The sequence below is a fragment of the Shewanella sp. SR1 genome, assembly GCF_020447145.1.
Classification (GTDB): domain Bacteria; phylum Pseudomonadota; class Gammaproteobacteria; order Enterobacterales; family Shewanellaceae; genus Shewanella; species Shewanella baltica.
This window is the reverse complement of sequence record NZ_JAJAEF010000016.1, coordinates 1-25,264: the sequence shown is the minus strand read 5'-3', so window position 1 is coordinate 25,264 and position 25,264 is coordinate 1. Positions and strand designations below refer to the sequence as shown.

Genomic DNA, 25,264 nt, shown 5'->3' with positions numbered 1-25,264 from the left:
AAAATTATACCGCCATTTTTTGCGCTAAAATCAGCGTATTTCTTAGTGTGACGCTGTTTGGACAAAATTCACCCACGCAAACACCATATCCTTGTTCCTGCAAAAAACAAGCGCGATCTAAGATCAGCCACTGCTCCAGTGCGCTGCGGAATAAATGCGCGACTAAATCAATACGGCGAGTTAATTGTTGTCTTTGTCGCCCAACGTCAAGCCAAGCTTCAAAATCCCTGTTTTTTGCAAGATTAACGGCCTTAGTCTCGGCCGCCCACAGGCAAAAATCCGTAAAACTGCCGCTCAACTGACTCAGCTTTAACGAGGGTAAAGGCAAATATTCGTCGATTTGTCGACATTCACGTTGCAGTGCATCAAAGCCTAAGCGCCACGCGATTTCTTGATGGCGTAGCGCCTGCTGTTTGGGATTAGCTATCACACTCTGCTGCAGCGGTAACTGTAAATCATGGCGACTGAGCTTTAGGCTGCTCTGCTGAGCAAGAGCCGATAACGGCTGATAATGGCTCGCTTGAATTAAATGATAGCAACAAGGAGAAATCGCCAATGCCTGCGTGCCCGCCTCGGCCGCCAATGTTAACAGCCGAACATGCAAATCTCCGCAGGCATGCAAAGCAACCGCTTGCTGCCGTGCAGTTAACGGATTGGCATTTGAGGCATGTTCAGCTTGTGCTTCAACTGTGGTTATAGATGTCGTTGTAGATGTGTTTGTCGCAGCATGTTCTGCACCAATAGCAAAGGCATCGGCGCAAATAAAGGTCTGCGATAACTGCCACTTATCAGCAAAGGCCTGCCCTGCTTCACACAGCGGCGCCTGCCACTCTAAACTCAGCACATCGGCGCCGCGGGCTTTAGCAATCAAGCGGCCCAAATGCCCTTTACCCGCACACCATTCCAGCACAGGTAAATTAAGCTGGGGTAAATGCTGCACAAAGGCGGTAATTTGCTGCCATTTTCGGCCTTTAATGTGAGCACTAAAGTGCGCTTCATCATCAAAGGACAAACCGCGGTCCTGCGCTGTATCTACCTTTGTGGTATCGGTAATCGCAATATCAGCAATGGCTGCGGTAAGTAATGACAAGTCCCAATCTTGGCCTAATGCCCTAAGATCTTGGCTTAATGCCGGTGACAGCGCCTTGACCAGCAAAGATTGTTCGGCATCGAGTCCATCAAGCTCATCGTCAGCCAGCGCCCACACAGCTTCGGCCAACTGCGGAAAATCCTGTGCCCAAGGCAAAGCGTTCACTTCAAATGCACGCACTAGCCACAGGGCAGCACTCTTTTCAAGCAACTGATTAAGCTTGCTAAATTGCTGTGAGTAAGTGAATTGTTGCTGCAGATTATCTTGGTTCACGTCATGCCCAGTGTAAAAAATACTTGTCTCACCTTAGGCCAAGGGAATGCGCCCTAAAGATGACTTTATGCGAAAAAATGTTAGTATCGCGGCCTTTAAACACTCAACCATATCGTTAACTGAGAAGACTCGGTTAACTAGCCATAAGGCTCCAAAGGACACCTATGCTTTCACCTTGCGTCGCACGCTGCGGTTTAAATGACGAAGACTACTGCATGGGCTGCTTTCGACATATCGATGAAATCGTCAGTTGGCGCACGAGTAGCGAAGCGCAACAGGCGGCCATTTGTCAGCAACTCCCCGCCCGTAAAGCTTTATTTGAAGGCAGTGAAAATCAGCATATTTTAAGCCGTGATAAATGGTTAGCTGCCGAGGCGCGTTTAACCGACAAGGACTAAACCCGTCCGCTAACGCTACCCTCTGCACAATCTCATCCAGCTAAAGCCTACACGACTATTTTTTCAGCATTGATTTCAAGTCGGCAAAGGGATTGTAGGTCGCCGCCGCTTGTTTCGTTTCTGTGGTGCTGCCATAGCGGATCAGTTCTTCGAAACGAGAATGTTCGTTATCGTGGCAGTACAGGCACAATAACTCCCAGTTTGAACCGTCTGACGGGTTGTTATCGTGGTTATGATCGCGATGATGCACTGTCAGTTCACTTAAGTTTTTCGGGGTAAACTCGCGTGTACAACGGCCACATACCCAAGGATAAAGTTTTAACGCCTGCTCACGGTAACCGCCCTCACGCTTAGCTTTGTACTCCCGCGCATCGGCTAATACTTTGTCTAACTTACTCTGGCCTGGCACTGACGACATAGTGTAATCCCTAAAACAAACCCTAAAAAAATTGCCCCAAGGATAATCCGAGTTATCACTTGGGGCAATATCTCCCGCACTTTGCGGGTTAATGGTGCGCGATTTGTAGACGTAAATGGCTAAGCCGACTTACGTTACTGGCTTACCTTGCTTAACTTACATTACTTAGCTTATGTGGGCATGATCGGCATTCGACAGATGCAAGTAGTGTAAGTATTTTTCATACTGAGTCACCACATCCGCGAGGATTTGCTCTTCGGTATACCCCATCACATCGTAATGCTGACCACCTTGTTCAAGGTACACTTCGGCGCGGTAATACAAGGTATTGCCCTGCTCGATTTCAGTCCCTATCGGGTTAGTGATGTCAAAACAACGCGTTCGTACTCCGTACACAAAGGGCAAGTTCACCTCGTTGCTGATCACCAAACGTACGCGGCCATCTAAGTATTCGAGATCGGCCACTATGCCTTTGGCCATAAAGTGTTGACACACCTTAGACAAAGCAGGCGTCGCAACATTATTCAAGAACACTTGCGCTTCTTCATGGGTAGGATGCGACACGAGCACGCCAATGCGTTCTTCCCAGCTCATGTTGGTTTTGGCGTACTGCACACTGGTATTGTGTAATTGCACGCTGTTGATCTTAAGCCAGTCATTCTTCAGGGCTTTAAATAATCCCAGACACATGAATAACATCACCACGAGGAACGGCATGGCGCTGGCGATAGCCGCCGTTTGCAGCGCCTGTAAACCACCAGCTAACAACAATACCGAGGCCACAACCCCTTGCAACAGGGCCCAGAAAATCCTCTGCCATACAGGCGCATTGTTATCGCCGCCCGAGGTTAGATTATCAATCACTAAGGATCCCGAATCCGACGATGTCACAAAGAAGGTCACGACTAAACAAATCGCAATCCCTGAAAGTAAGGTCGGGAACGGCATGTGCTCGAAAAACACAAACAAGGCCACTGACACATCGGTATTCACCGCCTCGGCAAGGTAGGTTGCGCCTTGATTCATAATCGAATCAATCGCAGAGTTACCAAACACTGTCATCCATAGGAAGGTCAGCGCCGATGGCACAAATAACACACCAATCAAAAACTCACGGATGGTACGACCGCGGCTCACACGCGCAATAAAGGTACCGACAAAAGGTGACCAAGAAATCCACCAGCCCCAATAGAGCAAGGTCCAACCACCAAGCCAATCTTCCTTATGTTGATAGGCGTACAAGTTAAAGGTTTTGCCAACTAAATCACTTAAGTAACTGCCAGTGTTTTGCACAAAGGCCTGTAACAGCATGACAGTAGGACCCAAGATCAAGACGATAAGTAATAAGATAATCGCGAGGCCAAGATTGAGTTCGCTTAAACGCTTGACGCCTTTGTCGAGGCCAGAAAACACCGACAGCGTCGCGAGCAAGGTAATGCCGATGATCAAGCACACTTGCACTACAGCATTATTAGGTAAACCTTCAAATAGATAACTCAGACCCGAGTTAACCTGCAACACCCCAAAGCCCAGTGATGTCGCCACCCCAAACATAGTGCCGAGCACGGCAAAGGTATCGACAATATGGCCAATAGGACCATAAATGCGTTCACCAATTAAGGGATAAAGGGCACTTCGTGGCAGTAGCGGTAACTTATGACGATAGGAGAAGTAGGCCAGACTCAATGCCACTACGGCATAAATCGCCCAAGCATGCAGTCCCCAATGGAAGAAAGTAATCTTCATCGCCTCTTTTGCGGCGGCGAGACTCTCAGGTGTAGCATCTGGCGGCGCCAGATAGTGCATCACAGGTTCGGCAACCCCAAAGAACATCAGGCCAATACCCATACCTGCCGAAAACAACATGGCAATCCAGCTTTTATAGCTGTAATCCGGCACAGAATGATCTGGCCCGAGTTTGATATCGCCGAAGCGACTGACCATGACGAAGATGATAAAAATCAGGAAAAACGCCACGCTCAGAATGTAAAGCCAACCGGCTTTCACTTCTATCCATGACTGTATTGATCTAAAAACGGTGTTAGCCTCTGTGGGCCATACTGCACAAATCATCACCATCAAGATGATGAAAAAGACCGACGAATAAAATACCGGCGGATTAATACTCGACTTGATCGACATTGACTCTCCCTATTTCTAGCGGGTTCACTCTCCAAATATCTCAGCGCACCAACGGAGAGATAGAACAAAACTTATACTCAAAATATGTTTAATGCTGCGGGGCTCATCTATGACCAGTATGGGCTCAATCCCACAGATCAATGCAACGACTCGCTATGGCTAAACGTGACAGGATCTGAAAAACGGGATTAACAACACACGACTTTGACAGCCGATGATTGATGGATAAATAGCGTGAACACCACTAAGGCAGTCAAAGCATGCCTTTAGCATAAAACAAATTTATAATTAGAATATTCAGCACAAAAAATGGCGACCATATTGGTCGCCAAAAAATTATACCACAAAAATCATCAAATTTAATTTTAAACGCTAAATCGCTTGAACCAACATCTGATTACTTAGTCGGTGTTTGCGAAATGCCAGCGGTTAAATTAAAGCGCATCGCCTCTTCAAACGACCAGTCGACCATGATTAGATCGTCCCGTTTGATCAAGCTCGTCACGCCCGCCATTTGGTAACTCAATTGGAACAACACAGGCACCCAATCGCCCTCAGGCAACGCATCTAACAATGGCTGCGGCGGCGTATCTGTCATGATAAATCCCACCACAAAACTGCCATTCGCCTGTTTAACTAACACCGTCTTTTGGCTGGTCGGCTTGCCATCTCGATTCATCAAAGAGGCAATATCACGGATACTGCCATAAACCGACTTAAACAGTGGGAAGCGCATCAACTGGCGCTCAAGCCAGCCATAAAGCCACACAATCGGGCTGACTGAAAACAACAGGCCCACAGCAAAAACTAATGCCACCACCAGTATAAAACCGGCGCCGACAAAATGTTGGTTAATCCCGACCAACTCTAAAATCACAATTCCTAAACCATCTAACGATACAAACAGCGACCAAAACAGCCACAAACTCAAGGCCATAGGTAATAGATTCATTAAGCCGCGGGCTAAGGTTTTCTTCATCACACTCTCATTCGGTCATAGGGATATAATAGGCACAAAATATTTACGCAAAAAAACGCCACAAATGCTACCACAGAGTCACTTTTGCACCAGCACATGATGTAAGGTATCTGACTCTTATTCGTCTCAAGCATAGAGATAGCGTTCAAAATCAGAGCCCACTCTGAGCCATTCTAAGGAAAGTAAAATGCGCGTAACCCGCTTAGATCATTTGGTCTTAACCGTAAAAGACATCGCCGTCAGCGTCGAATTTTATCAAACCGTGCTCGGGATGAAGAAAGTGGTATTTGGCAATCAGCGTATTGCGTTAAGTTTTGGCGACCAAAAGATTAATCTGCACCAAGCTGGCGCCGAATTTGAACCTAAAGCTGCAGCAGCCACGCCCGGCAGTGCCGATCTGTGTTTTGTAGTCAGCCATAACATAGAAGAAGTGATCGCGCATTTAAACGCTCTTCAGATTGAAATCATTGAAGGACCAGTGCTACGAACCGGCGCCACAGGCCGGATAAACTCAGTCTATATCCGCGACCCCGATTGTAACCTGCTTGAGTTATCAGAATACCTACCCGCCTGCACAGGGTGAGCGAATTTGGGTAAAGGTAAGCGAAGTTAGGAAAGTGTAATCGGTCAGTTCTGCTAGCACGCGGCGAGCAGAACTGCAGCTGACGTTATACTGGTTCACTGTTGTTTGCGATAAGACTCTCGACAGTTAGATGGCATTCATTGTCATGGTTTCTCCAGTTGACTCGCCGCCCTTTCATTTAAGAAAGTATCCCTATAGGCTCAACGACGACATTAATGTCGTCAATGGTCACTGTAGCAACAATGCCAATCCTCACGACCCCTCTCGCTGTTTGTACTGGTAGCTAAACTGCTATTGCCCCAAAGCAAGATAACTTTATCGTCAGTTGTGCAGCATGAATTGTCATTGTTTCCCCAGTGACTCGCCATAAACTCGTTCCTGAGGGCTCGACGGCTGCATCCATGCCGCCAACGGTCACTGTTACAACAATGCCAATCCTCACTAACCCTCTCGCTTTTCATTCAGCTAAAAAGCTATTGATCCAAAGCTTGCTAGCATTTATTTAGTGAATCGAAAACTGACGAATGAATTGCCCTACAAAATCTCATCTATTTACCCAATGTTTGGCCCTACCGTAAAGCGACTAACAATATATAGGTATACAGTCGTATTTAAATTTAGATGCTTTTGAGTGTTTTTACACTCATTAGTTTGCGCGTTTATCCAGCCTAAAATTAACAAAACCCTTTAAAATTATTTGTATATACTTTTCCAAAATTAGTTAATAGGTTTGGAAAACGCGCATGCACGTTTTTCCGGATGGTGTATTTGATAAAAAGCTGATAAATTCTTTGCATACAGGTAGTTAAGTGTGCGCGTTTTCACTGGTCTAATGAGGTAAACGCGCATGCGCACTAATAAAATGTTATATGGCAAGGAGCCATCTTGAACTTTCTTAGTATTCTTAAATATTCGTTGATTCTCTTTGTAATCCAAACAGCAGTAAGTACTGCTTCAACGATGTTAAACGACGTAGATAACTTGGCAAGCCGATCTCCATCGAATTTGTTGATGTACCATTACATCCCGACAATTCTAGTGAGCTTATTGGTCTTATCTTTCTACGCTAAAACCCAAAGGAACTGGATATTGCTTCATTTGTTAGCGGTTTTTTCACTATCTGAATTATTCGGTTTTGCCGTTGTTTCTATATTAATGGGAGAGTTCTATGTTTCCCCAACATGGTTTATAGATTTACCAATTGCAGCTTTAGTTATTGGACTTTCTGCCATTATTGGTAGTAAAGTCATGGCTTTAACCAAATTGCCACATAACAAGTCAAGCAACACGGATGCGGCAAGCCGCACCGGTTCTTGAAGCGTTATACATCCTAGGGAAGTGGTTGTGCTAATTCGAACTATCAATAGCCAAAGAAAATTAAAACCTTACTTTTACTCGCAGTCTGCAAAGATTGGTGGTTTTGGTTGTCTGATTGGGTTTTCGGTAGTATATCCGTTGTTTTTTGCTATAGCCTCAAGCTTTGGGATTCAGTCAGATGTACCAATTCGTAGCTATGATAGTGGCACAGTATTGATGATGTTCACTGTGTGCCTTTTAGTTCTTTGCTTTTCTTTATATGCCTTTTGCGCATTATTTGCTTTCATTTTTTATGGAATGAAGTTCAAAAAAGGACATATCGATAAGCAAGAGCTTATCAATATCGCTTTTAAAGGCATCTATCCAAAGCGATGGCAGCGCGGGCTTTAATTGGGATGTATAACAAGGCCATTATGGCAGGGACGCAAAACACTTGGCTGCGCTCCTTCGTCGCAAAGTATAGCCAAGCATTTTTGCGCCCCATATGGCGGCGTTATAAGCCATAGGGAATCACATTTGGCGACTCTATTCTTTACCGTCTTTATTGTTACTTTTTGCTGGGTAGAGTTACTTTATTTAGCTTTGAATCGCTTTGGCAAGGTAACAGCAGCAGGAATTTCTGCATTGGGTGTAATCGCAGGTTTTTTCTATTCATATATGGGTGTGGCCGATTACGTGAGAGACAATCAACCTGTCTCACTAGTGGCTTTTAGTATTCTTGCCTATCTAATCCCGGTAGTTGTATTGTATTTTATCGCTTTGTTTACAAAGCATTTTAGTACAAATATCAAGCATTTTTGGGCTGCAGGACTGGGATTAATAAACTGTTTCGTTTGGCCCTTCTTCGCTCTTGTACTTGGCTGCTATACACAACTGGATTGTATTTAATGGCTTATAACAAGGCGCTCAAGTTTGTTTCGTTCGTTTCACTCAACGAGACTCCGCTAAAGCGGCGCCCCTTAGCTTAAACGTTATAAGAGAATTAACTGGACACCCAGCCTTAATAGCTCAGTAGTTAACCTCGACTATGCTTTGGTTAAGCATTGAACAAGGAGATTTGTATGCCGCGCCCTCGCAGTGGTAAACGGTTAACTGGAAAACGGTTAACTGGACACCCAGCCTTAATGGCGCAGTTGTTAACCTCCGACTATGCTTGGGTTAAGCATTAAACAAGGAGGTTTGTATGCCGCGCCCTCGCAGAACTCAGATAAGTGTTGAAGACACTCCATATTACCATTGCTGTAGCCGCGTTGTTCGGCGTGCGTTTTTGTGTGGCGATGATGCCTATTCTGGAAAAAACTATGACCATCGCCGTGGTTGGGTTGAGTCACTACTGTTTGAACTTGAAGCCGTTTTTGCCATTGATGTGGCAGCCTTTGCGGTAATGTCGAATCATCTGCATGTGGTGCTGCGGGTCGATATCGACAGTGCAAATTGTTGGACTGACCGCGAAGTACTTGAGCAATGGCATAAGCTGTTTAAAGGCGATGAGTTAACGCAAAAATTTGCGCAAGGAGAGCTTGTTGAGGCGCATGAGGTCAACAGATTAAGGCATTCAATCGCCATTTATCGCAGTCGATTATGCGATATTTCATGGTTTATGCGCTGCCTTAATGAAACGATAGCAAGACAAGCAAATCAAGAAGATAACTGTACTGGTCGTTTTTGGGAAGGACGCTTTAAATCCCAAGCCTTACTTGATGAAGCTGCCGTTTTAGCCTGCATGTCTTACGTTGATTTAAATCCCATCAGAGCGCAACTGGCTGATACGCTAGAACAATCCGACCATACCAGTATTCAGCTGCGCATTCGGGCCGCATTAAAAGGTGAACAACCTAAAAATTTACTACCTTTTATCGGTAATGAGCGCGTGAACCAGCCCAATGGCATTGCGTTTTCCTTAACGGATTATCTCGAATTAGTGGATGATACAGGCCGAATCATCCGCAATGATAAACGTGGGACAATAAGTGCAAATAGCGCTAAGTTACTGACAAGATTAAATATCCCCCATGAGAATTGGCTCAAGCTGTCCACTGAATTTGGCAAGCTATTTCATGGTCCGGTGGGTACGCTGCAAGAACTCACTGATTACTGTGAACATCTAGAAAAGCGACGACGGCACTTTGCGGCAAGCTGTCAGCACTTTCACAGCAACTAACTGTAATACTGCTTAACCAAACCAATCACTGCCCATTTGTTTTATTGGGTGGGTTAGCATGTCTTAAATACACCATTTTTTAATGAATTAGCTCATTTTTATGCCTCAGCTTCAGCTCTTCAACTTTTGATGACTCTCATTTAAGCAATTTTAGCTCGTACAAGTTGTAGACAAACCAAAAGTGCATTATGTTGTTGATCTAAAATGGATGGCCAGATTTAAAAAAAAACAAATTCCTATAGCATCATTTATACCAATTGATATGGATGTGGCAGCGGCCATATTTGAGATTGAGCCAAGAAGTGATTTATGCCCTGCAAACAGCGCAACGCATAAATACTAAGACGTTAGCTTGAAAAGGATATCTAGCATATGTATCAACTGTACTTCTCTTTAGCTCTAGTACTTATTGTTTTTAGTTTGCCAATTTATATTCAGTACACGGCATTAAAACTTGAACAATCCGAAAATGGTGAGTCTACAGCTTGGTCTTTGTTTTTTGCAGATCCAAGTTTAAGGGTAATACTAACAATTATTAGTTTTCCTGTTATTGGTTTAACTAGTATTTTTGAAGTAATTAAAACTCTATTTAGTAGCGAACCTGTCAGGCCATCTTTGTTGCTATCAGGATTAATATCAATATGTTGGTTAATTTTGTTATGTTTAGGGTATGCGCAATATTTGAGCTGATAAGGTACTAAAATAGGACAAAAAACAGTTGGCTTTTTGCTCCTTCGTCACTAAGTTTAACCAACAATTTTGTGCCTCTTAGTGAGACGTTAGACATATAAATCTTAATCCGAAACTCACTAATTCGAGCTAATAATCTGACTGAGAAATGTCCAACAATGCGTTGCGTATGTCTTGTAAATCTACAGGTTACGCGAATGCTAGAAAGGTGAGCCATGGTGATTAGCGAGACGACCGTCCGCCCCATGGACGGGGCGGTCGAGCATCCAAGGACGGACTTGCTGTGCGTCGGTGAGTTAATGCCATGGCAAGCCTTCATGTGTGGATACCTGCAAACGCTAAGTCCTCTGTAGCAACCTCTTCTCACGACGAATAAAAGCCTGCTCAAAGTACACTTCAAAATACAGAGAAAAGAACTGCTCTAGTTAACCCGCTAACGTCTTAATCCTCTCAAGTGTGTGCTGTGTCGCCAGATTTTGCGCTGCAAGATAATCCAATTTTAGCTGTTTGATGATGCCAGTAATCAAGACTAACTCCTGCTGTAACTGCGGAATTTTCGACATATCATGGGTGGGTAAATTGATATCGACGGTATCAAATAAATTGCCAAAATAGCTCGCCATGATCAGCACTTTATTGGCTTTAAATTCGATACTCAGCCCCGACCCGCGCGCCGTTTTACGGAATAACTGTTCCAGTTCAACGAGGCGTTCCATTACGGCTGGAGACAACAGATATCGCGCGTAATGTTGGTCGTGGGAATACACTTCAAACATGGCTTCAAAGGTCACGCTTTCGAGTTTCACTCTGGGTTTCTTTATGCCTGCCATGGTGTTACCAAGGGAGCCATAGTCTTGGCTGACGACGGTATGAGATTCAAAGCTAAAGGGCATCGTCATGATCACGACCCCACCTTTAAATTGGATCTTGTCTGACTTACTGCCGCGGGATTTTAAGGTTAATTCGCAAAATTCGAAGCTGATATCCTCTACCTTGCCGCGAATATGATCCTCTGATTGTTGCTTGCTAAAACGGGGCATAAGTTCGAAATTTGCCACTGAATCAAGGTTGACACAGGAGTCGGGGCTATAACGGTAGTCCCCTAGTTTTTTGAGTAAAACAGGCAAGATTTTATATTTGTAATGGCGCTTATATTGCATTTCAGGCAGATGAACCCACATCAAAATGCCGGCGAGGACGATCAGGCTCAAAATGGTTGGGTCATGGTTAGAGGCTAACGAGATTAAATCAAAGGCCAGTGCGGGCAGGCACAATAGCCAACCTAGACGCTTCGCCCATTTTTTACGGGAGAGTTTAGTTTCAAGCTTTTCAATTCGATAGGCTTCTAGCGGCGCTAATAGCTGCAATAGCTCGGCTTTAGCGTCCTCGGACAGTGGCGGTAATTCAGCGCGGGGGAAATCAGCGGGTAAATTCGCTTCAGAAATATGATTTCGAATACTTTTAAGAGCTTCGAAACCTTGCTTTAAAGAATACAATAATGGGCTCATCAACTTATCCATGTTATCGCCGACACAGCGCCCATTCCGTTGCGCTGCTAACCCCAAACCTTAGCGGTAACAAATAGGGTGGCGGTTAAATTCTGAGGTTAACGTGCTGTGATATCAATCCCACAGCTAAACACAAAACGCTAGCACTTAGGCTTCGACTGCTTTCACTATCTAGGTCTACCGCCCTTTTCCAGCAGCTAAAGCTTGTTGCAAGCATCAGATTAAACAAAGGTTAATTTATTGTAAACACAAAAATGACCTTCTTTATTCGCGGTACTGATCCAGAATGCCAGTTCACAATCCAATTTAGCTATCCAACTTAGCTATCCAATTTCACAATCCATAGCCCAAAATCCTAGCTCGCTTCTCTATCTCACGATCCTAGCTCACTATCCTAATCAACGGTCCTAGCTCAGCATCCTAAAAGCAAAACGCTCCACAGAGACTGCGGAGCGTTGTATTCAGGCATTAAAACAGCAGATTAATGCGTGTGTTAGCCTTTCATGTCCTTTTCCATATCTTCGTAGGAAGTATGGCGAACGTCTTTGCCTTTCACGTAGTAGATGATGTATTCACAGATATTTTTACAACGGTCGCCAACACGCTCAACCGCACGTGCCGCCCACAGTACGTCTAAGACGTCTGGGATAGAACGCGGATCTTCCATCATATAGGTCATTAACTGGCGGATAATCCCTTCGTATTCACGGTCAAGCTTAGCATCTTCTTTGTGCAGCTCTAACGCAGTATCGGCATCCATACGGGCCAAAGCATCTAAGGTCGCATGCAACATACGGGTCGCGTGACGGCCCATATTTTCAATGCTAACTAACAAAGGTTGTTGATTATTCAAACGCTTATCTAACGCTGCTTTAGCGATACGCACGCAGGCATCACCAATACGCTCAAGATCGGCGATAGTTTTTGAGATGGCGATAATCAGGCGTAAATCGCTGGCCGCAGGTTGACGCTTGGCGATAATACGCGTGCACTCTTCGTCGATAGACACTTCCATGCCATTAACCTTGTGATCGCCCTCGATAACACGCTGCGCGAGTTCCGCATCAAGTGCGCTGAGCGCGTCAATGGCTTGCTCAAGCTGACGTTCAACCAAGCCACCCATAGCGAGTACGCGGTTACGGATATCATCCAGCTCAGCGGTAAACTGTCCTGAGATGTGCTTACTTAAATTCATGTTTTCCATTTAGCCAACCTTTTACTTAACTGTTTACCAAGCATGCTCAAAGCCTGCGGTTGCGGCTTTATCCGATAGCGACCGAGCTAATTAACCGTAACGCCCTGTGATGTAATCTTCGGTCTTACGTTTTTTCGGCGTGGTGAAAATCGTATTGGTATCAGCGTATTCAATCAATTCACCCATATACATAAAGGCCGTTTGATCCGATACCCGCGCCGCCTGTTGCATGTTGTGAGTCACGATAACCACAGTGTATTTAGTCTTAAGCTCGGTTATCAGCTCTTCAATCGTCAATGTCGAAATAGGATCGAGTGCCGATGTGGGTTCATCGAGTAATAATACTTCTGGCTCAATGGCAATGGCACGGGCAATCACCAGACGTTGTTGCTGACCGCCAGATAAACCAAAAGCGTTATCGTGCAATCTGTCTTTCACTTCGTCCCAAATCGCCGCGCCGCGCAGTGAACGCTCGGCCGCTTCGTCGAGTTCACGACGATTATTCAGCCCTTGCAATCTCAAACCATAAACGACGTTTTCATAAATCGACTTAGGAAACGGATTCGGGCGCTGGAACACCATGCCCACGTTACGGCGTAGGGCCGCGACGTCGATTTTCTTGTCGTAAATATTCTGGCCGTGCAGCAAAGTTTCACCGTCAATATGGCAGTTATCCACCAAGTCGTTCATGCGGTTAATACAACGCAGCAGCGTCGATTTACCACAACCACTGGGGCCGATAAAGGCGGTCACTTGCTTCTTGGGGATCTTCATCGATACATTAAACAGCGCTTGTTTACTGCCATAGCGCAAGTCTAAGTTACGGATCTCCAACGCGGTGTCGGTCTGGCTTAAGTTCGCTAAATCAAAGTTGTTGGTTTTCATTGCTGTCGAATCTATAGAAATCATATTCAGTCCTAATACTTTCAGGATAATCGCTGATTAGTGCTCAAGCGAACGATATTTTTCACGCAAGTGGTTACGTACGCCAATGGCCGTCAAGTTGAGTGCCACAATCACAGACACCAGCAAGAAGGAAGTCGCATACACCAGAGGACGTGCCGCTTCAACGTTAGGACTCTGGAAGCCCACATCATAAATATGGAACCCTAAGTGCATGAACTTACGTTCTAAATGCACAAACGGGAAGTTAAAGTCCAGTGGTAATGTTGGGGCTAATTTCACTACACCCACCAACATCAATGGTGCCACTTCACCGGCGGCGCGGGCGACCGCTAAAATCAAACCCGTCATGATAGCTGGGCTCGCCATTGGGATCACAATGCGCCACAGTGTCTCAGCTTTCGTTGCGCCCAGTGCCAAACTACCTTGACGCACCGCACTTGGGATTCGGCTCAAACCTTCTTCGGTCGAAACGATAACCACAGGCAGAGTCAAAATCGCTAAGGTCAATGCCGACCAAATCACCCCTGGCGAACCAAAGGTCGGTGACGGTAATGCTTCAGCGTAAAACAGTTGGTCGATAGAGCCGCCCATCATGTAGACGAAGAAACCTAAACCAAACACGCCATACACGATTGATGGCACACCCGCTAAGTTGATTACCGCAATACGGATCATCTTAGTGATTGGGCCTTTCTTAGCGTATTCATGTAAATAAACCGCCGCGACCACACCAAATGGCGTCACGATAACGGCCATCAACATCACCATAAACACAGTACCGAAAATCGCCGGAAAAACGCCGCCTTCAGTGTTGGCTTCACGCGGGTCGTCACTCACAAAACGGCCGATACCGACGAACCATTTACCAATTTTGCCAATTAGGCTTAAGTGGTTCACATAGGTCACATCCAGCACTGTATCTAGCTTAAGCTCAACTTCTTCACCGCGCATATCACGCACGATTACTGAATCTCGTGCCGCGTCATCACGCAGGGCAAATAACTCTTTTTCAAGCACTAAGTAATCTTTTTGCAGTTGCGCTCGCTTGGCCACTAAGTCAGCTTTATTGCTGTCGGTCAGTTCGCCATCAAGCTCGTAACGACGCTCCTGTAAACGCAGTTTTTCAATGGCGTAGTTAATCGAGCCAATGTCTTGCTTCTGCAAATCTACCGCTTTGTCCGATAAGGCCACAGCGCGGTCGATATGCTCCATTAAGGAGGATTCAATCGCATCGTTGACTAAATCCAGACGCTTGCCATTTTCAATCACTGCGATTGGATAACCGTAGAAGTTACCGTTTTTAGCCCGCTCAATCATGGCGACATCGCTTGGCGTTGAACGGCTCAAAATGTCAGTGCCTAATATCCAGCGGAAATCTAGCCCTACAAATTCGCGGTTACCGGTTTTCACTAAGTAACGGGTCACGAACTCGCCAGGATGCTCTTTAAAAACATGGCCCGCAGCAATCAAACGCTCAGTCGGTACTTCTTCCCTATCGTAAACTTCACCAATTAAGGTCGAACGTACACCCGTGTTATCTTCGAGTTCCCACTGGTAAACCGTTGCTGGCCAAAAGTAACTTAAGCCACGCCAAGCGATTAACAGTAATAAGCCTAAGACGGCAATCAAACTGATGCTCACCGCACCGCCCGTCATCCATATCCATGGCGAGCCTGATTTTACCCACTTACCCATTGCACAAACCTCTCAAGGTCACTGGCGAAATAGTATTTAATGTCATTGTCTTATCCCCGTTACAGCGAGCTATAGCGTTCACGTAGACGCTGTCTCACCACTTCTGCAATGGTGTTAAAGAAGAATGTAAAGATGAATAGCACGAACGCCGCGAGGAAGAGCACACGGTAATGCGAACTACCGATAGCCGACTCAGGCATTTCAACCGCAATGTTTGCTGCCAAGGTTCGCATCCCTTCGAACACGCTCCATTCCATAATGGCGGTGTTACCGGTGGCCATCAGTACGATCATGGTCTCGCCCACAGCGCGGCCTAGGCCCATCATGATGGCCGAGAAAATACCCGGACTTGCCGTTAACAACACCACACGAGTCAGTGTCTGCCAAGGCGTCGCACCTAAGGCTAAGCTACCGTTCGATAAATGACGTGGCACAGAGAAAATCGCATCTTCCGCGATAGAGAAAATCGTTGGAATAACCGCAAAGCCCATGGCGATACCTACTACCAGCGCGTTACGTTGGTCGAAGGTGATGCCCAGTTCGTTGGTGATAAATTGACGAGTATTACCATCAAACAGCGCCACTTCGATGATAGGGCTGACCGCAAAAGAGAACCAACCCACGAAACAGACCACAGGGATCAACATCAGCTCTTGATACACTTCGGGTAAACGTTGTTTCCAAATGGCAGGTAACTTACTCCAGCCATAGGCCGAAGCGAGAATCGAGGTCGGCAACAGGGTCAGTAAAATCAAGATACCGGGGAGATGTTCTTCAATCAGCGGCGCTAACCACAGACCCGCCAAGAAACCTAAGATAACCGTTGGTAAGGCTTCCATGATTTCGATGGTCGGTTTCACTAAACCGCGCACCTTAGGCGACATAAAGTAAGCGGTGTAAATCGCACCGGCAATGGCTAAAGGCACAGCAAATAACATGGCATAAAATGCCGCTTTCATTGTGCCGTAGGCCAATGGCATTAAGCTCAGCTTAGCTTCGAAATCATCAGAACCCGAAGTCGATTGCCATACGTATTTAGGCTCAGGATAACCTTCATACCATACCTTGTCCCACATGGCGCTCCATGACACTTCTGGGTGTGAGTTTTCCACACTGAAGATATGCAGCTTTTTGTCCGCTTCAACGACTATGCCGTTTGAGCGTGGGGTAAAGCCCATTTTACCGGGGTTTTTAAGGTCGAATTTTTCGTCAAACAGTTCACGATGACTCGTGGTGTAGAGCAATGTCAGCTCGCCCTCAGGGCTCACAGTCGCAAAACTCTTACGGTAGAATTCAGAGGTAATGGACTCAATAGGCGGTAAGTCATCAAACTGGCGGATTTCTTGATATAAACGCCCTTTTGGACCACTGACTTGGAAGTACTGGGCCACAATACCTGTGTCGTAGCTGACCAGTAACGAACTCGCGCCCGCCAGCAAAGCCACGTTATTCACTTGGGCTTTAGCACGTTCAACATCAATCACCTGCAGCAGATCTAAGCTGTCAGTATCACGGATGTCGTACACGAAGATTTTATTGCCAGTTTGCAACATCAATTGACGTTGATCGGGCGTCATCAGCTCATGGGAGACTTTCTTCGGTGCATCTTGAATTTGTGACGTCGTAGACACCCACTCCACTTCTTCAGTCATCATGTTCTCTTGCCCTTCGAGGCGAGTCAGGCGCCAAACGCCGCTCTCATCTTGATAGGCAAAGCTCATTTTGTCTGAACTGTAGGTGAAGGTCAGTTTATGAATCGCACTGCCCGTTTCATCGACTGTAATTGGGGTTTCGCCTGCGGGATAACGCAGTTTAGGCGTGATTAAGCGCTTGTTGTTTGGATAACTTAAACCAAACTCTAGGCCAGCCACTAGGACCTGACCATTACTTAATCCCAGCGCAAAACGCTGTTCGCTCGGCACGGCAACGGCGGCACTGGTCACAGTCACGCCCGCTGGCAACGGCGGTGTAAAGCTAGAAAGTAGGCTACCGTCGGCAACGGTATAGAAGTCCACTTGGCCATCAACGGCCACACGGTACATCACCTCATTTTGCTCTTCAGCGCCCACCATTAAAGTAGGTACATCCGCGTGTTGATAGCTCACCGTTTTAACCGGCGTGACATCAGCACTATCGAAAATGGGTTTAATCACATACAACAGATAAAAGAAGATCAACAATAAGGCGACAAACACCATAGTGCCGCCGATAGTGACGCCGATTTGCGCCGCTTTATCCTTAAATGCCCTGCGATTCGAGCGTCCGCCTTTAAGCATACTGTGCGATGCAGGACCAGGTTGAGTGACCTGACTTTCCATTAAGAACCTCTATTATTAATAGCCAGCGAGTTTTTTCGCTAGGATTTGCCGAGTGCTATGCTTACACTGTTTGAACGTAAACTGAGCAATAACAACATCCTTTATTCTAAGTGCGTTGGATTATATGACGCAAAGATGACAGTTGTGTTACACCCCGTTTTAAAACAGGTGCCTTTTACAAAAAATAGGAGTCAGTCACTATGCTACGATATTTGATCACACTACAAGCACCTGATAGAAAAGGATTAGTAGAACAAATCGCCCATGCGGTGAGCCGTCATGGCGGCAACTGGCTCGACTCGGAATTGCGCCATATCGACGGTATCTTTGCCGCAATTCTGTTACTTGAAGTGCCTTCACTGCGTATGGATGAGCTTATTGAGGCGCTGGAGTGCATCGATAGCCTCACCCTCACCTATGCCAAAACCTCGGTCGCGCTTAAACCCATCAAACGCTTAAGCTACAACCTAGTAGCCTATGACAGACCCGGACTCGTGCTCGATATCTCAAATAAGATCAACGACCTTGGCATCAATATCGAGCAGTTTAGTAGCCAATATGAAACCGCTGGCCACACAGGTATCGCTCTGTTTCGGGCGACTATCGGCCTTGGACTCACAGATCTCGCCCAAGAAGATCAACTAGTAGCATCCCTCTATGCTCTGGGTGATGATCTCGTGCTCGATAGATTAAGCCGTTAACCTTTACGACGAGCGAACACTTAGCACATTTAGTGAGTACATTTGCCATAGCACTTTCAAACAGCACTTAAATGGCACTTAAAACGCTTTTTAAAAAATGCACAAAATAGAAACGCCACTAAGCAGATGCCAGCGGCGTTTTTGTTTAAGTCACTTTTTGATGCCGAGATTTGACTAAGTAACGCAGCGGCACTTGGGAGATCAGCATCCCCAGCAACATCAAGCCACAGCCGAATAATGCCCGCACACTCAAACTCTCATAGAGGAAGATAATGCCACCAATGGCCGCAAATACCGTTTCTAAACTGAGGATAATCGCCGCATGGGCAGGATGCGCATTTTTCTGCGCCAACACTTGCAAGGTATAGGCAATCCCCACCGAAATCAGCCCAGCATAGAAAAGTGAACCCCAAGCCGCCATCACGCCATCGAGCGTGGTGACTTCAATTACCGCCGACACCATCAAACTCAGCACACCGCAGACAAAAAACTGCATCATGGCTAACACCACGGGCGAAATCCGCTTGGCAAAATGATCCACCGCCAAAATGTGCAATGCCCAAAACAAGGCGCCCACCAACTGCAAGGCATCGCCATAACCTATGCTCATGCCATCTTTAACGCTTAAAAAATACAAACCGACCGCGGCAATCGCGCAGCCAAGCCAAGTATTCAAGCCTGTTGTATGTTTTAGTGCTAACCCAAGCACAGGCACTAACACTATATATAAGCCAGTGATAAAACCCGCGTTCGCTGCTGTGGTGTATTGCAAACCGACCTGTTGAAATGACGCGCCCGCAAACAGTAAAACCCCGACCAGCAAACTGCCGCGCACTAAATCCTTTGGCGCACTCACATGCAGCTTATTTTGCCGACGCAAGTACCACACCAAAGGCACTAAGCTAAACGTCCCCATTAAAAAGCGAATACCATTAAACGCAAAGGGGGAAAGATGTTCCATGCCTAAGGTTTGGGCGACAAATCCAAAGCCCCAAATCGCGGCGGCAAGCAGTAATAACAGGTTGGCAGGCAAGATAAATTCTCAGCGAACAAAAAGATCACAAGATTACCTAGCCGCGTGAGACTTGTCCAAACATGTTGCAACTTTGTAGTTAAGTCCTCTCTTGGAGCGGTTACTTTTTCGCTCGCAACTGCAAGTGTTTAGCTTGACTGAGGATCTCATTTAAAAACACGGAATCCGTTTGTTTTGCCAGTAGCACGGCTTTATCGGAGGCTTTTATCGCCTGCTCAAGCTGCCCATCCAGATCATAGGCGGTCGCTAAACTGTCCCATAACACCTCAGAATAAGGGAACACGCGCGTCCCCTCTGCGAGAATTTCAACGCCCCAAGCTGTTTTTTGTTCATAAGTGGCTTTGAGTCCATAAACATTATATTGCTGAGCAAAGAGTGGAAATTCATAGCCAAACTCAGCGCTCTTTTGTCGATAGAAGTGTTTTATGTCCTTGAGTGGCATAACGGCAATTTCAGGGACGGCATTCCAACCGGCAAAAAGGGTTTTTAACGCCTCAATATTGCCAACAAGCGGCGTACTGTCGTGGGTTTCATCGGGGAAGTGTTTGTAAAACCAATGCAATGGCTTTGATGTGCTACCCGTGGGGTTTGTGCCTAAGCCGTCTTGCAACAGCTTAATTTGCGCCGCAAATGCGCTCGCCATTTCATTGGGTTCACTTGCCATACTCAAAAACCAGCGCAGTGGTTTTGCACGCTTAGCTGGTAATAACTCTGCCGACTTAAGCACTAGCCAATTACTGTCCCACCATAAACTGGGGCTGATTGAAATCACCGCATCAAATTGGCTATTTGGCGTCATAGCCACATAACTCGTAAACAGCCCAGCGAAGGAGTGACCCGTGAGTATTTGATAATCTGAGGTGCGGTATTTTTTACCTAATGTACTGAGCAGCTCTTGCTCTAAAAATTGCCTGAACTGTTCAGCACCACCAGAGCTGTCTTTAAATTTATCGATTTGAGTCGGCGTGAAATACTTCATCCGTTGATCCGAACTCACGCCAACAGTGATCATTTCCGGAATAATGGCATAAGTACTTAAAAAGCCGACATTCGCCGCCACATGCTCAAATTGGGTAGAGCCATCTAATACGATTAATACCGGATAGTTAAAATCGTTGGAATGCGCATAGGTATCTGGCAAATGGATTTGTAAGTTGATGTCATCATTCAAGATTTCTGAATGAATTACCGTCTTATCCTTCTGTGCGAAGACAGCCGTTGAAAAGAAAAACATCAGCACTAAAACCAACCGCATAAGTACACCTCCATTTGTAATGCTGGGTAACTTACTGGTTTTCATCATAAGACTCAAATCATTACCCTCAAAAAGTCTAATTAAGACTATGGAGTTGAGTACAATTTCAAAGACTCACTCAATCAGCTCATTCAATCGACTAATTCAATCGACTCTGGTCATTAACGCCATTAATCGGCTCGCTTATTGACTGACTTATCGATTCACTTACCGATTCACTTATCGCCTTACTTATCGAAAAATCCTATCTAAACTGGCTTGGATAATCTTGTATACTGACGGCCACGCAATGACGATATAACGAAAGCGTGCACTAGACCGCATGATGAGCGACTAAGCTGCACCAGAACGCAACACATTAGGATTACCATGTTAGGAACGCTAAAGAAGATGCGCGTACAGTTAGATGACGCGCAACAAGTGCAATATCAACTCGTTGTCGGTGATGAGTTACTCCCGCTCAATCCATTGATAGGCAAGCAATTAACCTTGACCCACACGGGCAATATCTTCTGCTGTAACTGCGGTAAAAAGAGCAAGAAGAGTTACTCGCAGGGCCACTGTTTTGTCTGTATGCAAAAGCTGGCGAGTTGCGATATGTGCATCATGAAGCCGGAAACTTGCCATTACGACCAAGGCACTTGCCGCGAACCCGAGTGGGCCCAGAGCCACTGTTTTGTGCCGCATTATGTGTATTTGGCGAATACTTCGGGCGTTAAAGTCGGCATCACCCGCCACACGCAACTGCCTACCCGTTGGATTGACCAAGGTGCCACCCAAGGTTTGCCGATTTTTAAAGTGTCGACAAGACAACTCTCAGGTCTGGTCGAAGTTGAATTGGCGAAACTGGTGAACGATAAAACCCATTGGCAAGCCATGTTAAAGGGCCACGCCGACGATATCGATTTGAATGCGAAAGCTGCAGAACTGATCCCGCAAATTGAGGCTAAGTTGCATGAAATCGGTATGCAAAAAGGCGATTACAGTATCGAGCGTTTAGATGAAACGATTCAGCCGATTCATTATCCCATCGACACTTTTCCTAAGAAGATCACTTCCCACAACTTCGATAAAAACGGGGTGGTGAGCGGGATTTTGCAGGGGATTAAAGGTCAGTATTTAATGTTCGATACCGGCGTGATTAACATTCGTAAGTTTTCATCCTACGAAATCAGCGTCGAGCACGACTGATAGCCTGAAATCGAAACGGGACTTACCCCGTTAAAATGAAAAAGCGCGGCAGTTTTCACTGTCGCGCCCTTTATTGAGATGGCTGTCACTAAAATACCATGCCTCACCATTCAAAAATGGGAGCTAGCGCCACAAATGTGGGACCGAGCCGCTCAATTAAGCACTAATGCCGTTTACTAATCCCGTTTATCTGACGAATGCTCCTATCAAGATGCTGACTCATTCGGCTAGCACTGAAACGAAGCAAGACTAAAACGCTGACTAAGGAGCCACATTAACCGATGGTATATTGGCCACCATGCTGGCAATTAAACTGTCGAAGTTTTCGGTTAGCTCATCCATCTTTTTAATGTTGCCAAAACCTTGGGCAAGCACACGCCAAATGGGCTCGTCACCGCCGCCCTTTATTTTAGTCGGCTTAAACAGTGCTATCACCACAGTGCCTTTGTCATACTTTTTAGTGTTCACACCGTCGGTCGAAAGCCCAGCAACCAAGCCTGTTACCGCCAGAATTTGCTCATCGCTCATTTCAGTGCCCATGGCGACACCAAACCCGACCTGAAAATCCGCCAGTTGTGGGTCTTCAACCCAGCGATATCCTTTATTTTGCAAGCTTTGCTTTAAGACATCTTGCATGTGCTGTAACACTTGCTGCGGCTCTAAGCGCTTGTCTGTGATAATTTTTTGAAACTTGGGATGCCAAGTGTACGTCATGGCGGTTGGTGGTAATTCACTGAGATCGCCAGACATCACGACTGTGGTTCGCAGCGGCTGCGCCGCGTTATCCGTCACAGTCACGCACCCTGTAAGACCTAAAACGCCCGTGAAGAGCAGCACTAACACAGCTAAATACCTATTGAGCACTCGGCTAATATCTAGATTTAGTCCTCGACTTAGGCTTAGATCCAGCCTTCGACTTAGGCCCCGATTAAGCTCTCCACTTCGCTCTCGATGTAACGCGTTATGCAGCGGATTGATCATGCACTGTTCCCTCATTTTATAAAATTCTGTCTAAGGATAGTCGCTATTGGTAAAACTGAAAGTTGATATGCATCATAGTGTTAAATCAGCATATTCCAATATAGGTTGATGTTCTCGCCATCACTGGGAAATCGCCAGCCTGCGCTAATACTCTCCATTCAATATTGAGCCTCTTAGTGCTTCAACCTATTTTGTTATTCTTTTTCGTTTATAAACTCGCTATGCCGTATAGGCGCGGCAATATTTAACCGCTAGAATGCCTCGCCTGCGCTGCAATCAAACGCCGTAAAAAGCCTGCTAGCCACACAATATTGCGCAGGCAGATGCGACGGTCGCAGCCGAAATATCGCCATTAATCACAATGCCATACAACGAAAATGAAAGGTGTGAGATCTATCTATGGAGTTAATACTCGCTATCGCGCTATTCGCCTTCTCATCGGGGATAACCCCAGGGCCGAACAACATTATGCTGATGACCTCAGGGGTTAACTTCGGCGTAAAACGCAGTATTCCGCATCTGCTGGGAATAAGCCTTGGCTTCCCAACCATGATCCTCGCGATTGGTTTGGGCTTAAGCGCGCTCTTCCAAAGCTATCCTATCATCCATCAAGTGATTAAAGTCGTCGGCATAGGTTACCTTTTGTATCTGTCTTGGCTTATCGCCAACAGCAGTAGCAAGATGGAAGGCAAAGCCATTGCCAAACCCTTCAGCTTTATCCAAGCTGCGGCGTTTCAATGGGTGAATCCTAAGGGCTGGATCATGGCGGTGGGCGCAATTGCGACATTCACGTCAGTACAGCAAGATTTAACTCCGCAGGTCATCACTATCGCGACGGTATTTTTATGTGTCGCCTTCCCCTGCGCCATTGTGTGGCTTGGTTTTGGCGTGGCCCTTAAGCGCATTTTGAAGAACCAGCGCCAACAGAAGATCTTCAATATCACGATGGCAGTCTTGCTTGTGGCGTCTATCATCCCTATGATCGCCCCCTAATTTTTGTCAGCACGAGCCACGACCACCATGAACGAAATCGACATGATCATTGAACAAACCGACAACTGGGTCAAAAAAGTGATCATGAAATACAATATTTGCCCCTTCGCCAGACAAGAAGTCGAGCGCGGCAGTATTCGGTATCTGGTGGTGGAACAAACCAAAGTCAAACTCGTGCTTAAGGCATTGATTGAAGAGTGCCAATACCTCGACGCCCACCCCGAAGCCGAAACCACGCTGTTTATTCTGCCCCGAGGTTTTGAGGGTTTTTATGCCTATCTCGACCTCGTCGACATGGCAACCGATACGCTTATCGAACACGAGTACGAAGGCACTTACCAACTCGCCACCTTCCACCCAGACTATTGTTTCGATGGTGAGCCACAGGACGGGGCAGCCAACTTCACCAACCGCGCGCCCTACCCAACCCTGCACATCATCCGCGAAGCCAGCATGGAGCTCGCTCTTGCCAGCTACACAGATCCCGAAACCATCCCAGAACGCAACATCGCCTTTTGCGAACGCAAAGGCAGCGACTTTTTCGTTAAGTTGTTAGCAGAGTGCATGGGGAAATAGCTTAAGCGCCTCAGAAATAACTGAGGCCAACTGTCACTGTGGTAACAGTGCTCTTTCAAGGGATCTTCGAAGCATTTTATCTTGTATTATGACTTTTCTGACGCTTCCTATTTCTCTTCATTTCTTCCTCTACAGCTTCTTTTGCCTCTTTTATGTCGGAGAAATGATCGAATTGATATTGAACTAACTTTTGATATGAATGACTTCTGATGAGGTAAAAAGCACTGAATAGCATCAAACTGTTAATTGAAAAAAACATCAATAAGTCGGCTGTTTTTGCCATTAACAATGAAGGAATTGAGATAATTGATAATAGCAATGCATAGTATTCCAGCACTTTCCAGCAAACAAAAGATCCTCTTGTCACGCCAAAGTTTATCATGCTGAATAGAATGGCCATGAATGATAAAATACCAACCATCCACTCAGGGCCAACATCTAAATGCATAGAAAAAACTGTAATGCAAGAAATCGCAGTAGCTAGAGTCAGCAACATAGTTACCACTAAAAAAACAGCTATCCATTTTTTCGTTGGAAAAAAACCAACAATTTCATCATCTTTATTTTTTAACATTACTCTGTCAACTCTTCATAAATACCTATAGCAAGTGAATTAACATTACCCGACAATGCACTACCAGTAAAACTCATAGACGCTCCAACAGCATCTTTAAGTAGAAATTTTAATGCTTGGATAATCTGTATCTTAAAATAACAAGAGTGAAGCAACCGCATTTAATTTGTATAGACACTAGGGTCTGTTGATCTTTGCTGTACAAATATTGTTCAGCAATACATCGGCAGCCACATTAACATAAACGCCAGTGACACCATACTGGCGTAATTTCTTGCTAGCTTGTC

At 45.9% G+C, this 25,264-nt stretch carries 24 protein-coding genes; 11 read left to right on the top strand and 13 right to left on the bottom strand.

The window, feature by feature from the left end:
- Window positions 1-4 precede the first annotated feature (4 nt).
- Window positions 5-1,363 carry a methyltransferase gene (locus KV201_RS14960; protein WP_226059805.1) on the bottom strand — a complete coding sequence of 453 codons (1,359 nt, stop codon included), beginning with the start codon at window positions 1,361-1,363 and terminating at the stop codon, window positions 5-7.
- A gap of 164 nt (window positions 1,364-1,527) precedes the next feature.
- Here KV201_RS14960 and KV201_RS14955 point away from each other — a divergent pair, with 164 nt between their 5' ends.
- Window positions 1,528-1,761, top strand: a complete 234-nt coding sequence (locus KV201_RS14955; protein ID WP_006085323.1) for a DUF1289 domain-containing protein — start codon at window positions 1,528-1,530, stop codon at window positions 1,759-1,761.
- 55 nt (window positions 1,762-1,816) lie between these two features.
- Here KV201_RS14955 and KV201_RS14950 read toward each other — a convergent pair whose 3' ends face one another.
- The 3 genes from KV201_RS14950 to KV201_RS14940 form a co-directional block, all read right to left on the bottom strand.
- A complete protein-coding gene (locus tag KV201_RS14950) occupies window positions 1,817-2,179 on the bottom strand; it encodes a YajD family HNH nuclease (RefSeq protein WP_006081075.1) in 363 nt (120 codons plus the stop codon).
- Between the two features lie 165 nt (window positions 2,180-2,344).
- Window positions 2,345-4,321, bottom strand: a complete 1,977-nt coding sequence (locus KV201_RS14945; RefSeq protein ID WP_006081074.1) for a BCCT family transporter — start codon at window positions 4,319-4,321, stop codon at window positions 2,345-2,347.
- A gap of 397 nt (window positions 4,322-4,718) precedes the next feature.
- Entirely contained in the window at window positions 4,719-5,300 is a 582-nt protein-coding gene (locus KV201_RS14940) for a DUF502 domain-containing protein (RefSeq protein WP_226059804.1), read from the bottom strand.
- Window positions 5,301-5,487: 187 nt separating this feature from the next.
- Here KV201_RS14940 and KV201_RS14935 point away from each other — a divergent pair, with 187 nt between their 5' ends.
- The 6 genes from KV201_RS14935 (at window position 5,488) to KV201_RS14910 (ending at window position 10,051) form a co-directional block, all read left to right on the top strand.
- Window positions 5,488-5,883, top strand: a complete 396-nt coding sequence (locus KV201_RS14935; protein WP_006085321.1) for a VOC family protein — start codon at window positions 5,488-5,490, stop codon at window positions 5,881-5,883.
- A gap of 885 nt (window positions 5,884-6,768) precedes the next feature.
- Entirely contained in the window at window positions 6,769-7,200 is a 432-nt protein-coding gene (locus KV201_RS14930; RefSeq protein ID WP_226059803.1) for a hypothetical protein, read from the top strand.
- A gap of 27 nt (window positions 7,201-7,227) precedes the next feature.
- Window positions 7,228-7,590, top strand: a complete 363-nt coding sequence (locus KV201_RS14925) for a hypothetical protein (RefSeq protein WP_226059802.1) — start codon at window positions 7,228-7,230, stop codon at window positions 7,588-7,590.
- Window positions 7,591-7,716: 126 nt separating this feature from the next.
- Complete coding sequence (locus KV201_RS14920; RefSeq protein ID WP_226059801.1) at window positions 7,717-8,088, top strand: hypothetical protein; 372 nt, start codon at window positions 7,717-7,719, stop codon at window positions 8,086-8,088.
- Between the two features lie 295 nt (window positions 8,089-8,383).
- Entirely contained in the window at window positions 8,384-9,361 is a 978-nt protein-coding gene (locus KV201_RS14915) for a transposase (RefSeq protein ID WP_226059800.1), read from the top strand.
- Between the two features lie 372 nt (window positions 9,362-9,733).
- A complete protein-coding gene (locus tag KV201_RS14910) occupies window positions 9,734-10,051 on the top strand; it encodes a hypothetical protein (protein WP_011846416.1) in 318 nt (105 codons plus the stop codon).
- 425 nt (window positions 10,052-10,476) lie between these two features.
- On the opposite strand, the gene KV201_RS14905 is transcribed toward KV201_RS14910, so the two are convergent.
- The 5 genes from KV201_RS14905 to KV201_RS14885 form a co-directional block, all read right to left on the bottom strand.
- Window positions 10,477-11,559: a DUF3137 domain-containing protein gene (locus KV201_RS14905; protein ID WP_226059799.1), complete on the bottom strand. Its 1,083-nt coding sequence runs from the start codon at window positions 11,557-11,559 to the stop codon at window positions 10,477-10,479.
- Window positions 11,560-12,052: 493 nt separating this feature from the next.
- Window positions 12,053-12,763, bottom strand: a complete 711-nt coding sequence (gene phoU / locus KV201_RS14900) for a phosphate signaling complex protein PhoU (protein ID WP_006081068.1) — start codon at window positions 12,761-12,763, stop codon at window positions 12,053-12,055.
- An 81-nt stretch (window positions 12,764-12,844) separates the two neighbouring features.
- Window positions 12,845-13,663 (bottom strand): phosphate ABC transporter ATP-binding protein PstB, encoded by an 819-nt coding sequence (gene pstB, locus KV201_RS14895; protein WP_226059798.1) that lies wholly within the window; start codon window positions 13,661-13,663, stop codon window positions 12,845-12,847.
- Window positions 13,664-13,696: 33 nt separating this feature from the next.
- The gene (gene pstA / locus KV201_RS14890) at window positions 13,697-15,355 is read right to left on the bottom strand and encodes a phosphate ABC transporter permease PstA (protein ID WP_006081066.1); all 1,659 of its coding nucleotides are present in this window, start codon (window positions 15,353-15,355) and stop codon (window positions 13,697-13,699) included.
- 59 nt (window positions 15,356-15,414) lie between these two features.
- Window positions 15,415-17,673: an ABC transporter permease subunit gene (locus tag KV201_RS14885; RefSeq protein WP_011846412.1), complete on the bottom strand. Its 2,259-nt coding sequence runs from the start codon at window positions 17,671-17,673 to the stop codon at window positions 15,415-15,417.
- A 200-nt stretch (window positions 17,674-17,873) separates the two neighbouring features.
- Here KV201_RS14885 and KV201_RS14880 point away from each other — a divergent pair, with 200 nt between their 5' ends.
- Window positions 17,874-18,374 carry a glycine cleavage system protein R gene (locus KV201_RS14880; protein ID WP_226059797.1) on the top strand — a complete coding sequence of 167 codons (501 nt, stop codon included), beginning with the start codon at window positions 17,874-17,876 and terminating at the stop codon, window positions 18,372-18,374.
- 145 nt (window positions 18,375-18,519) lie between these two features.
- Here the strand turns inward: KV201_RS14880 and KV201_RS14875 are convergent, their stop codons facing one another.
- Both KV201_RS14875 and KV201_RS14870 read right to left on the bottom strand, forming a co-directional pair.
- Window positions 18,520-19,407 (bottom strand): DMT family transporter, encoded by an 888-nt coding sequence (locus KV201_RS14875; RefSeq protein WP_226059796.1) that lies wholly within the window; start codon window positions 19,405-19,407, stop codon window positions 18,520-18,522.
- Between the two features lie 100 nt (window positions 19,408-19,507).
- On the bottom strand, window positions 19,508-20,662 hold the full coding sequence (locus KV201_RS14870) for an alpha/beta hydrolase (protein ID WP_226059795.1): 1,155 nt from the start codon (window positions 20,660-20,662) through the stop codon (window positions 19,508-19,510).
- 369 nt (window positions 20,663-21,031) lie between these two features.
- Between KV201_RS14870 and KV201_RS14865 the strand changes: the two genes are divergently transcribed.
- Window positions 21,032-21,853 (top strand): DUF2797 domain-containing protein, encoded by an 822-nt coding sequence (locus KV201_RS14865; RefSeq protein ID WP_006085311.1) that lies wholly within the window; start codon window positions 21,032-21,034, stop codon window positions 21,851-21,853.
- Window positions 21,854-22,114: 261 nt separating this feature from the next.
- Here KV201_RS14865 and KV201_RS14860 read toward each other — a convergent pair whose 3' ends face one another.
- Window positions 22,115-22,834, bottom strand: a complete 720-nt coding sequence (locus KV201_RS14860) for a DUF4136 domain-containing protein (RefSeq protein WP_264175267.1) — start codon at window positions 22,832-22,834, stop codon at window positions 22,115-22,117.
- A gap of 399 nt (window positions 22,835-23,233) precedes the next feature.
- On the opposite strand from KV201_RS14860, the gene KV201_RS14855 reads away from it, so the two are divergent.
- Both KV201_RS14855 and KV201_RS14850 read left to right on the top strand, forming a co-directional pair.
- A complete protein-coding gene (locus KV201_RS14855) occupies window positions 23,234-23,827 on the top strand; it encodes a LysE family translocator (protein WP_011846408.1) in 594 nt (197 codons plus the stop codon).
- Window positions 23,828-23,854: 27 nt separating this feature from the next.
- On the top strand, window positions 23,855-24,403 hold the full coding sequence (locus tag KV201_RS14850) for a DUF1415 domain-containing protein (protein ID WP_071939037.1): 549 nt from the start codon (window positions 23,855-23,857) through the stop codon (window positions 24,401-24,403).
- Between the two features lie 76 nt (window positions 24,404-24,479).
- On the opposite strand, the gene KV201_RS14845 is transcribed toward KV201_RS14850, so the two are convergent.
- Window positions 24,480-24,977: a hypothetical protein gene (locus tag KV201_RS14845; RefSeq protein WP_071939038.1), complete on the bottom strand. Its 498-nt coding sequence runs from the start codon at window positions 24,975-24,977 to the stop codon at window positions 24,480-24,482.
- Window positions 24,978-25,264 lie beyond the last annotated feature (287 nt).

Excerpts from the sequence above, each read along its gene's own strand:
- KV201_RS14955 (WP_006085323.1), top strand. The coding sequence starts at position 1,528 with ATGCTTTCACCTTGCGTCGCACGCTGCGGTTTAAATGACGAAGACTAC.
- KV201_RS14950 (WP_006081075.1), bottom strand. The coding sequence starts at position 2,179 with ATGTCGTCAGTGCCAGGCCAGAGTAAGTTAGACAAAGTATTAGCCGAT.
- KV201_RS14945 (WP_006081074.1), bottom strand. The coding sequence starts at position 4,321 with ATGTCGATCAAGTCGAGTATTAATCCGCCGGTATTTTATTCGTCGGTC.
- KV201_RS14940 (WP_226059804.1), bottom strand. The coding sequence starts at position 5,300 with ATGAAGAAAACCTTAGCCCGCGGCTTAATGAATCTATTACCTATGGCC.
- KV201_RS14935 (WP_006085321.1), top strand. The coding sequence starts at position 5,488 with ATGCGCGTAACCCGCTTAGATCATTTGGTCTTAACCGTAAAAGACATC.
- KV201_RS14915 (WP_226059800.1), top strand. The coding sequence starts at position 8,384 with ATGCCGCGCCCTCGCAGAACTCAGATAAGTGTTGAAGACACTCCATAT.
- KV201_RS14910 (WP_011846416.1), top strand. The coding sequence starts at position 9,734 with ATGTATCAACTGTACTTCTCTTTAGCTCTAGTACTTATTGTTTTTAGT.
- KV201_RS14905 (WP_226059799.1), bottom strand. The coding sequence starts at position 11,559 with ATGAGCCCATTATTGTATTCTTTAAAGCAAGGTTTCGAAGCTCTTAAA.
- phoU (WP_006081068.1), bottom strand. The coding sequence starts at position 12,763 with ATGGAAAACATGAATTTAAGTAAGCACATCTCAGGACAGTTTACCGCT.
- pstB (WP_226059798.1), bottom strand. The coding sequence starts at position 13,663 with ATGATTTCTATAGATTCGACAGCAATGAAAACCAACAACTTTGATTTA.
- pstA (WP_006081066.1), bottom strand. The coding sequence starts at position 15,355 with ATGGGTAAGTGGGTAAAATCAGGCTCGCCATGGATATGGATGACGGGC.
- KV201_RS14885 (WP_011846412.1), bottom strand. The coding sequence starts at position 17,673 with ATGGAAAGTCAGGTCACTCAACCTGGTCCTGCATCGCACAGTATGCTT.
- KV201_RS14880 (WP_226059797.1), top strand. The coding sequence starts at position 17,874 with ATGCTACGATATTTGATCACACTACAAGCACCTGATAGAAAAGGATTA.
- KV201_RS14870 (WP_226059795.1), bottom strand. The coding sequence starts at position 20,662 with ATGCGGTTGGTTTTAGTGCTGATGTTTTTCTTTTCAACGGCTGTCTTC.
- KV201_RS14865 (WP_006085311.1), top strand. The coding sequence starts at position 21,032 with ATGTTAGGAACGCTAAAGAAGATGCGCGTACAGTTAGATGACGCGCAA.
- KV201_RS14860 (WP_264175267.1), bottom strand. The coding sequence starts at position 22,834 with ATGATCAATCCGCTGCATAACGCGTTACATCGAGAGCGAAGTGGAGAG.
- KV201_RS14855 (WP_011846408.1), top strand. The coding sequence starts at position 23,234 with ATGGAGTTAATACTCGCTATCGCGCTATTCGCCTTCTCATCGGGGATA.
- KV201_RS14850 (WP_071939037.1), top strand. The coding sequence starts at position 23,855 with ATGAACGAAATCGACATGATCATTGAACAAACCGACAACTGGGTCAAA.
- KV201_RS14845 (WP_071939038.1), bottom strand. The coding sequence starts at position 24,977 with ATGTTAAAAAATAAAGATGATGAAATTGTTGGTTTTTTTCCAACGAAA.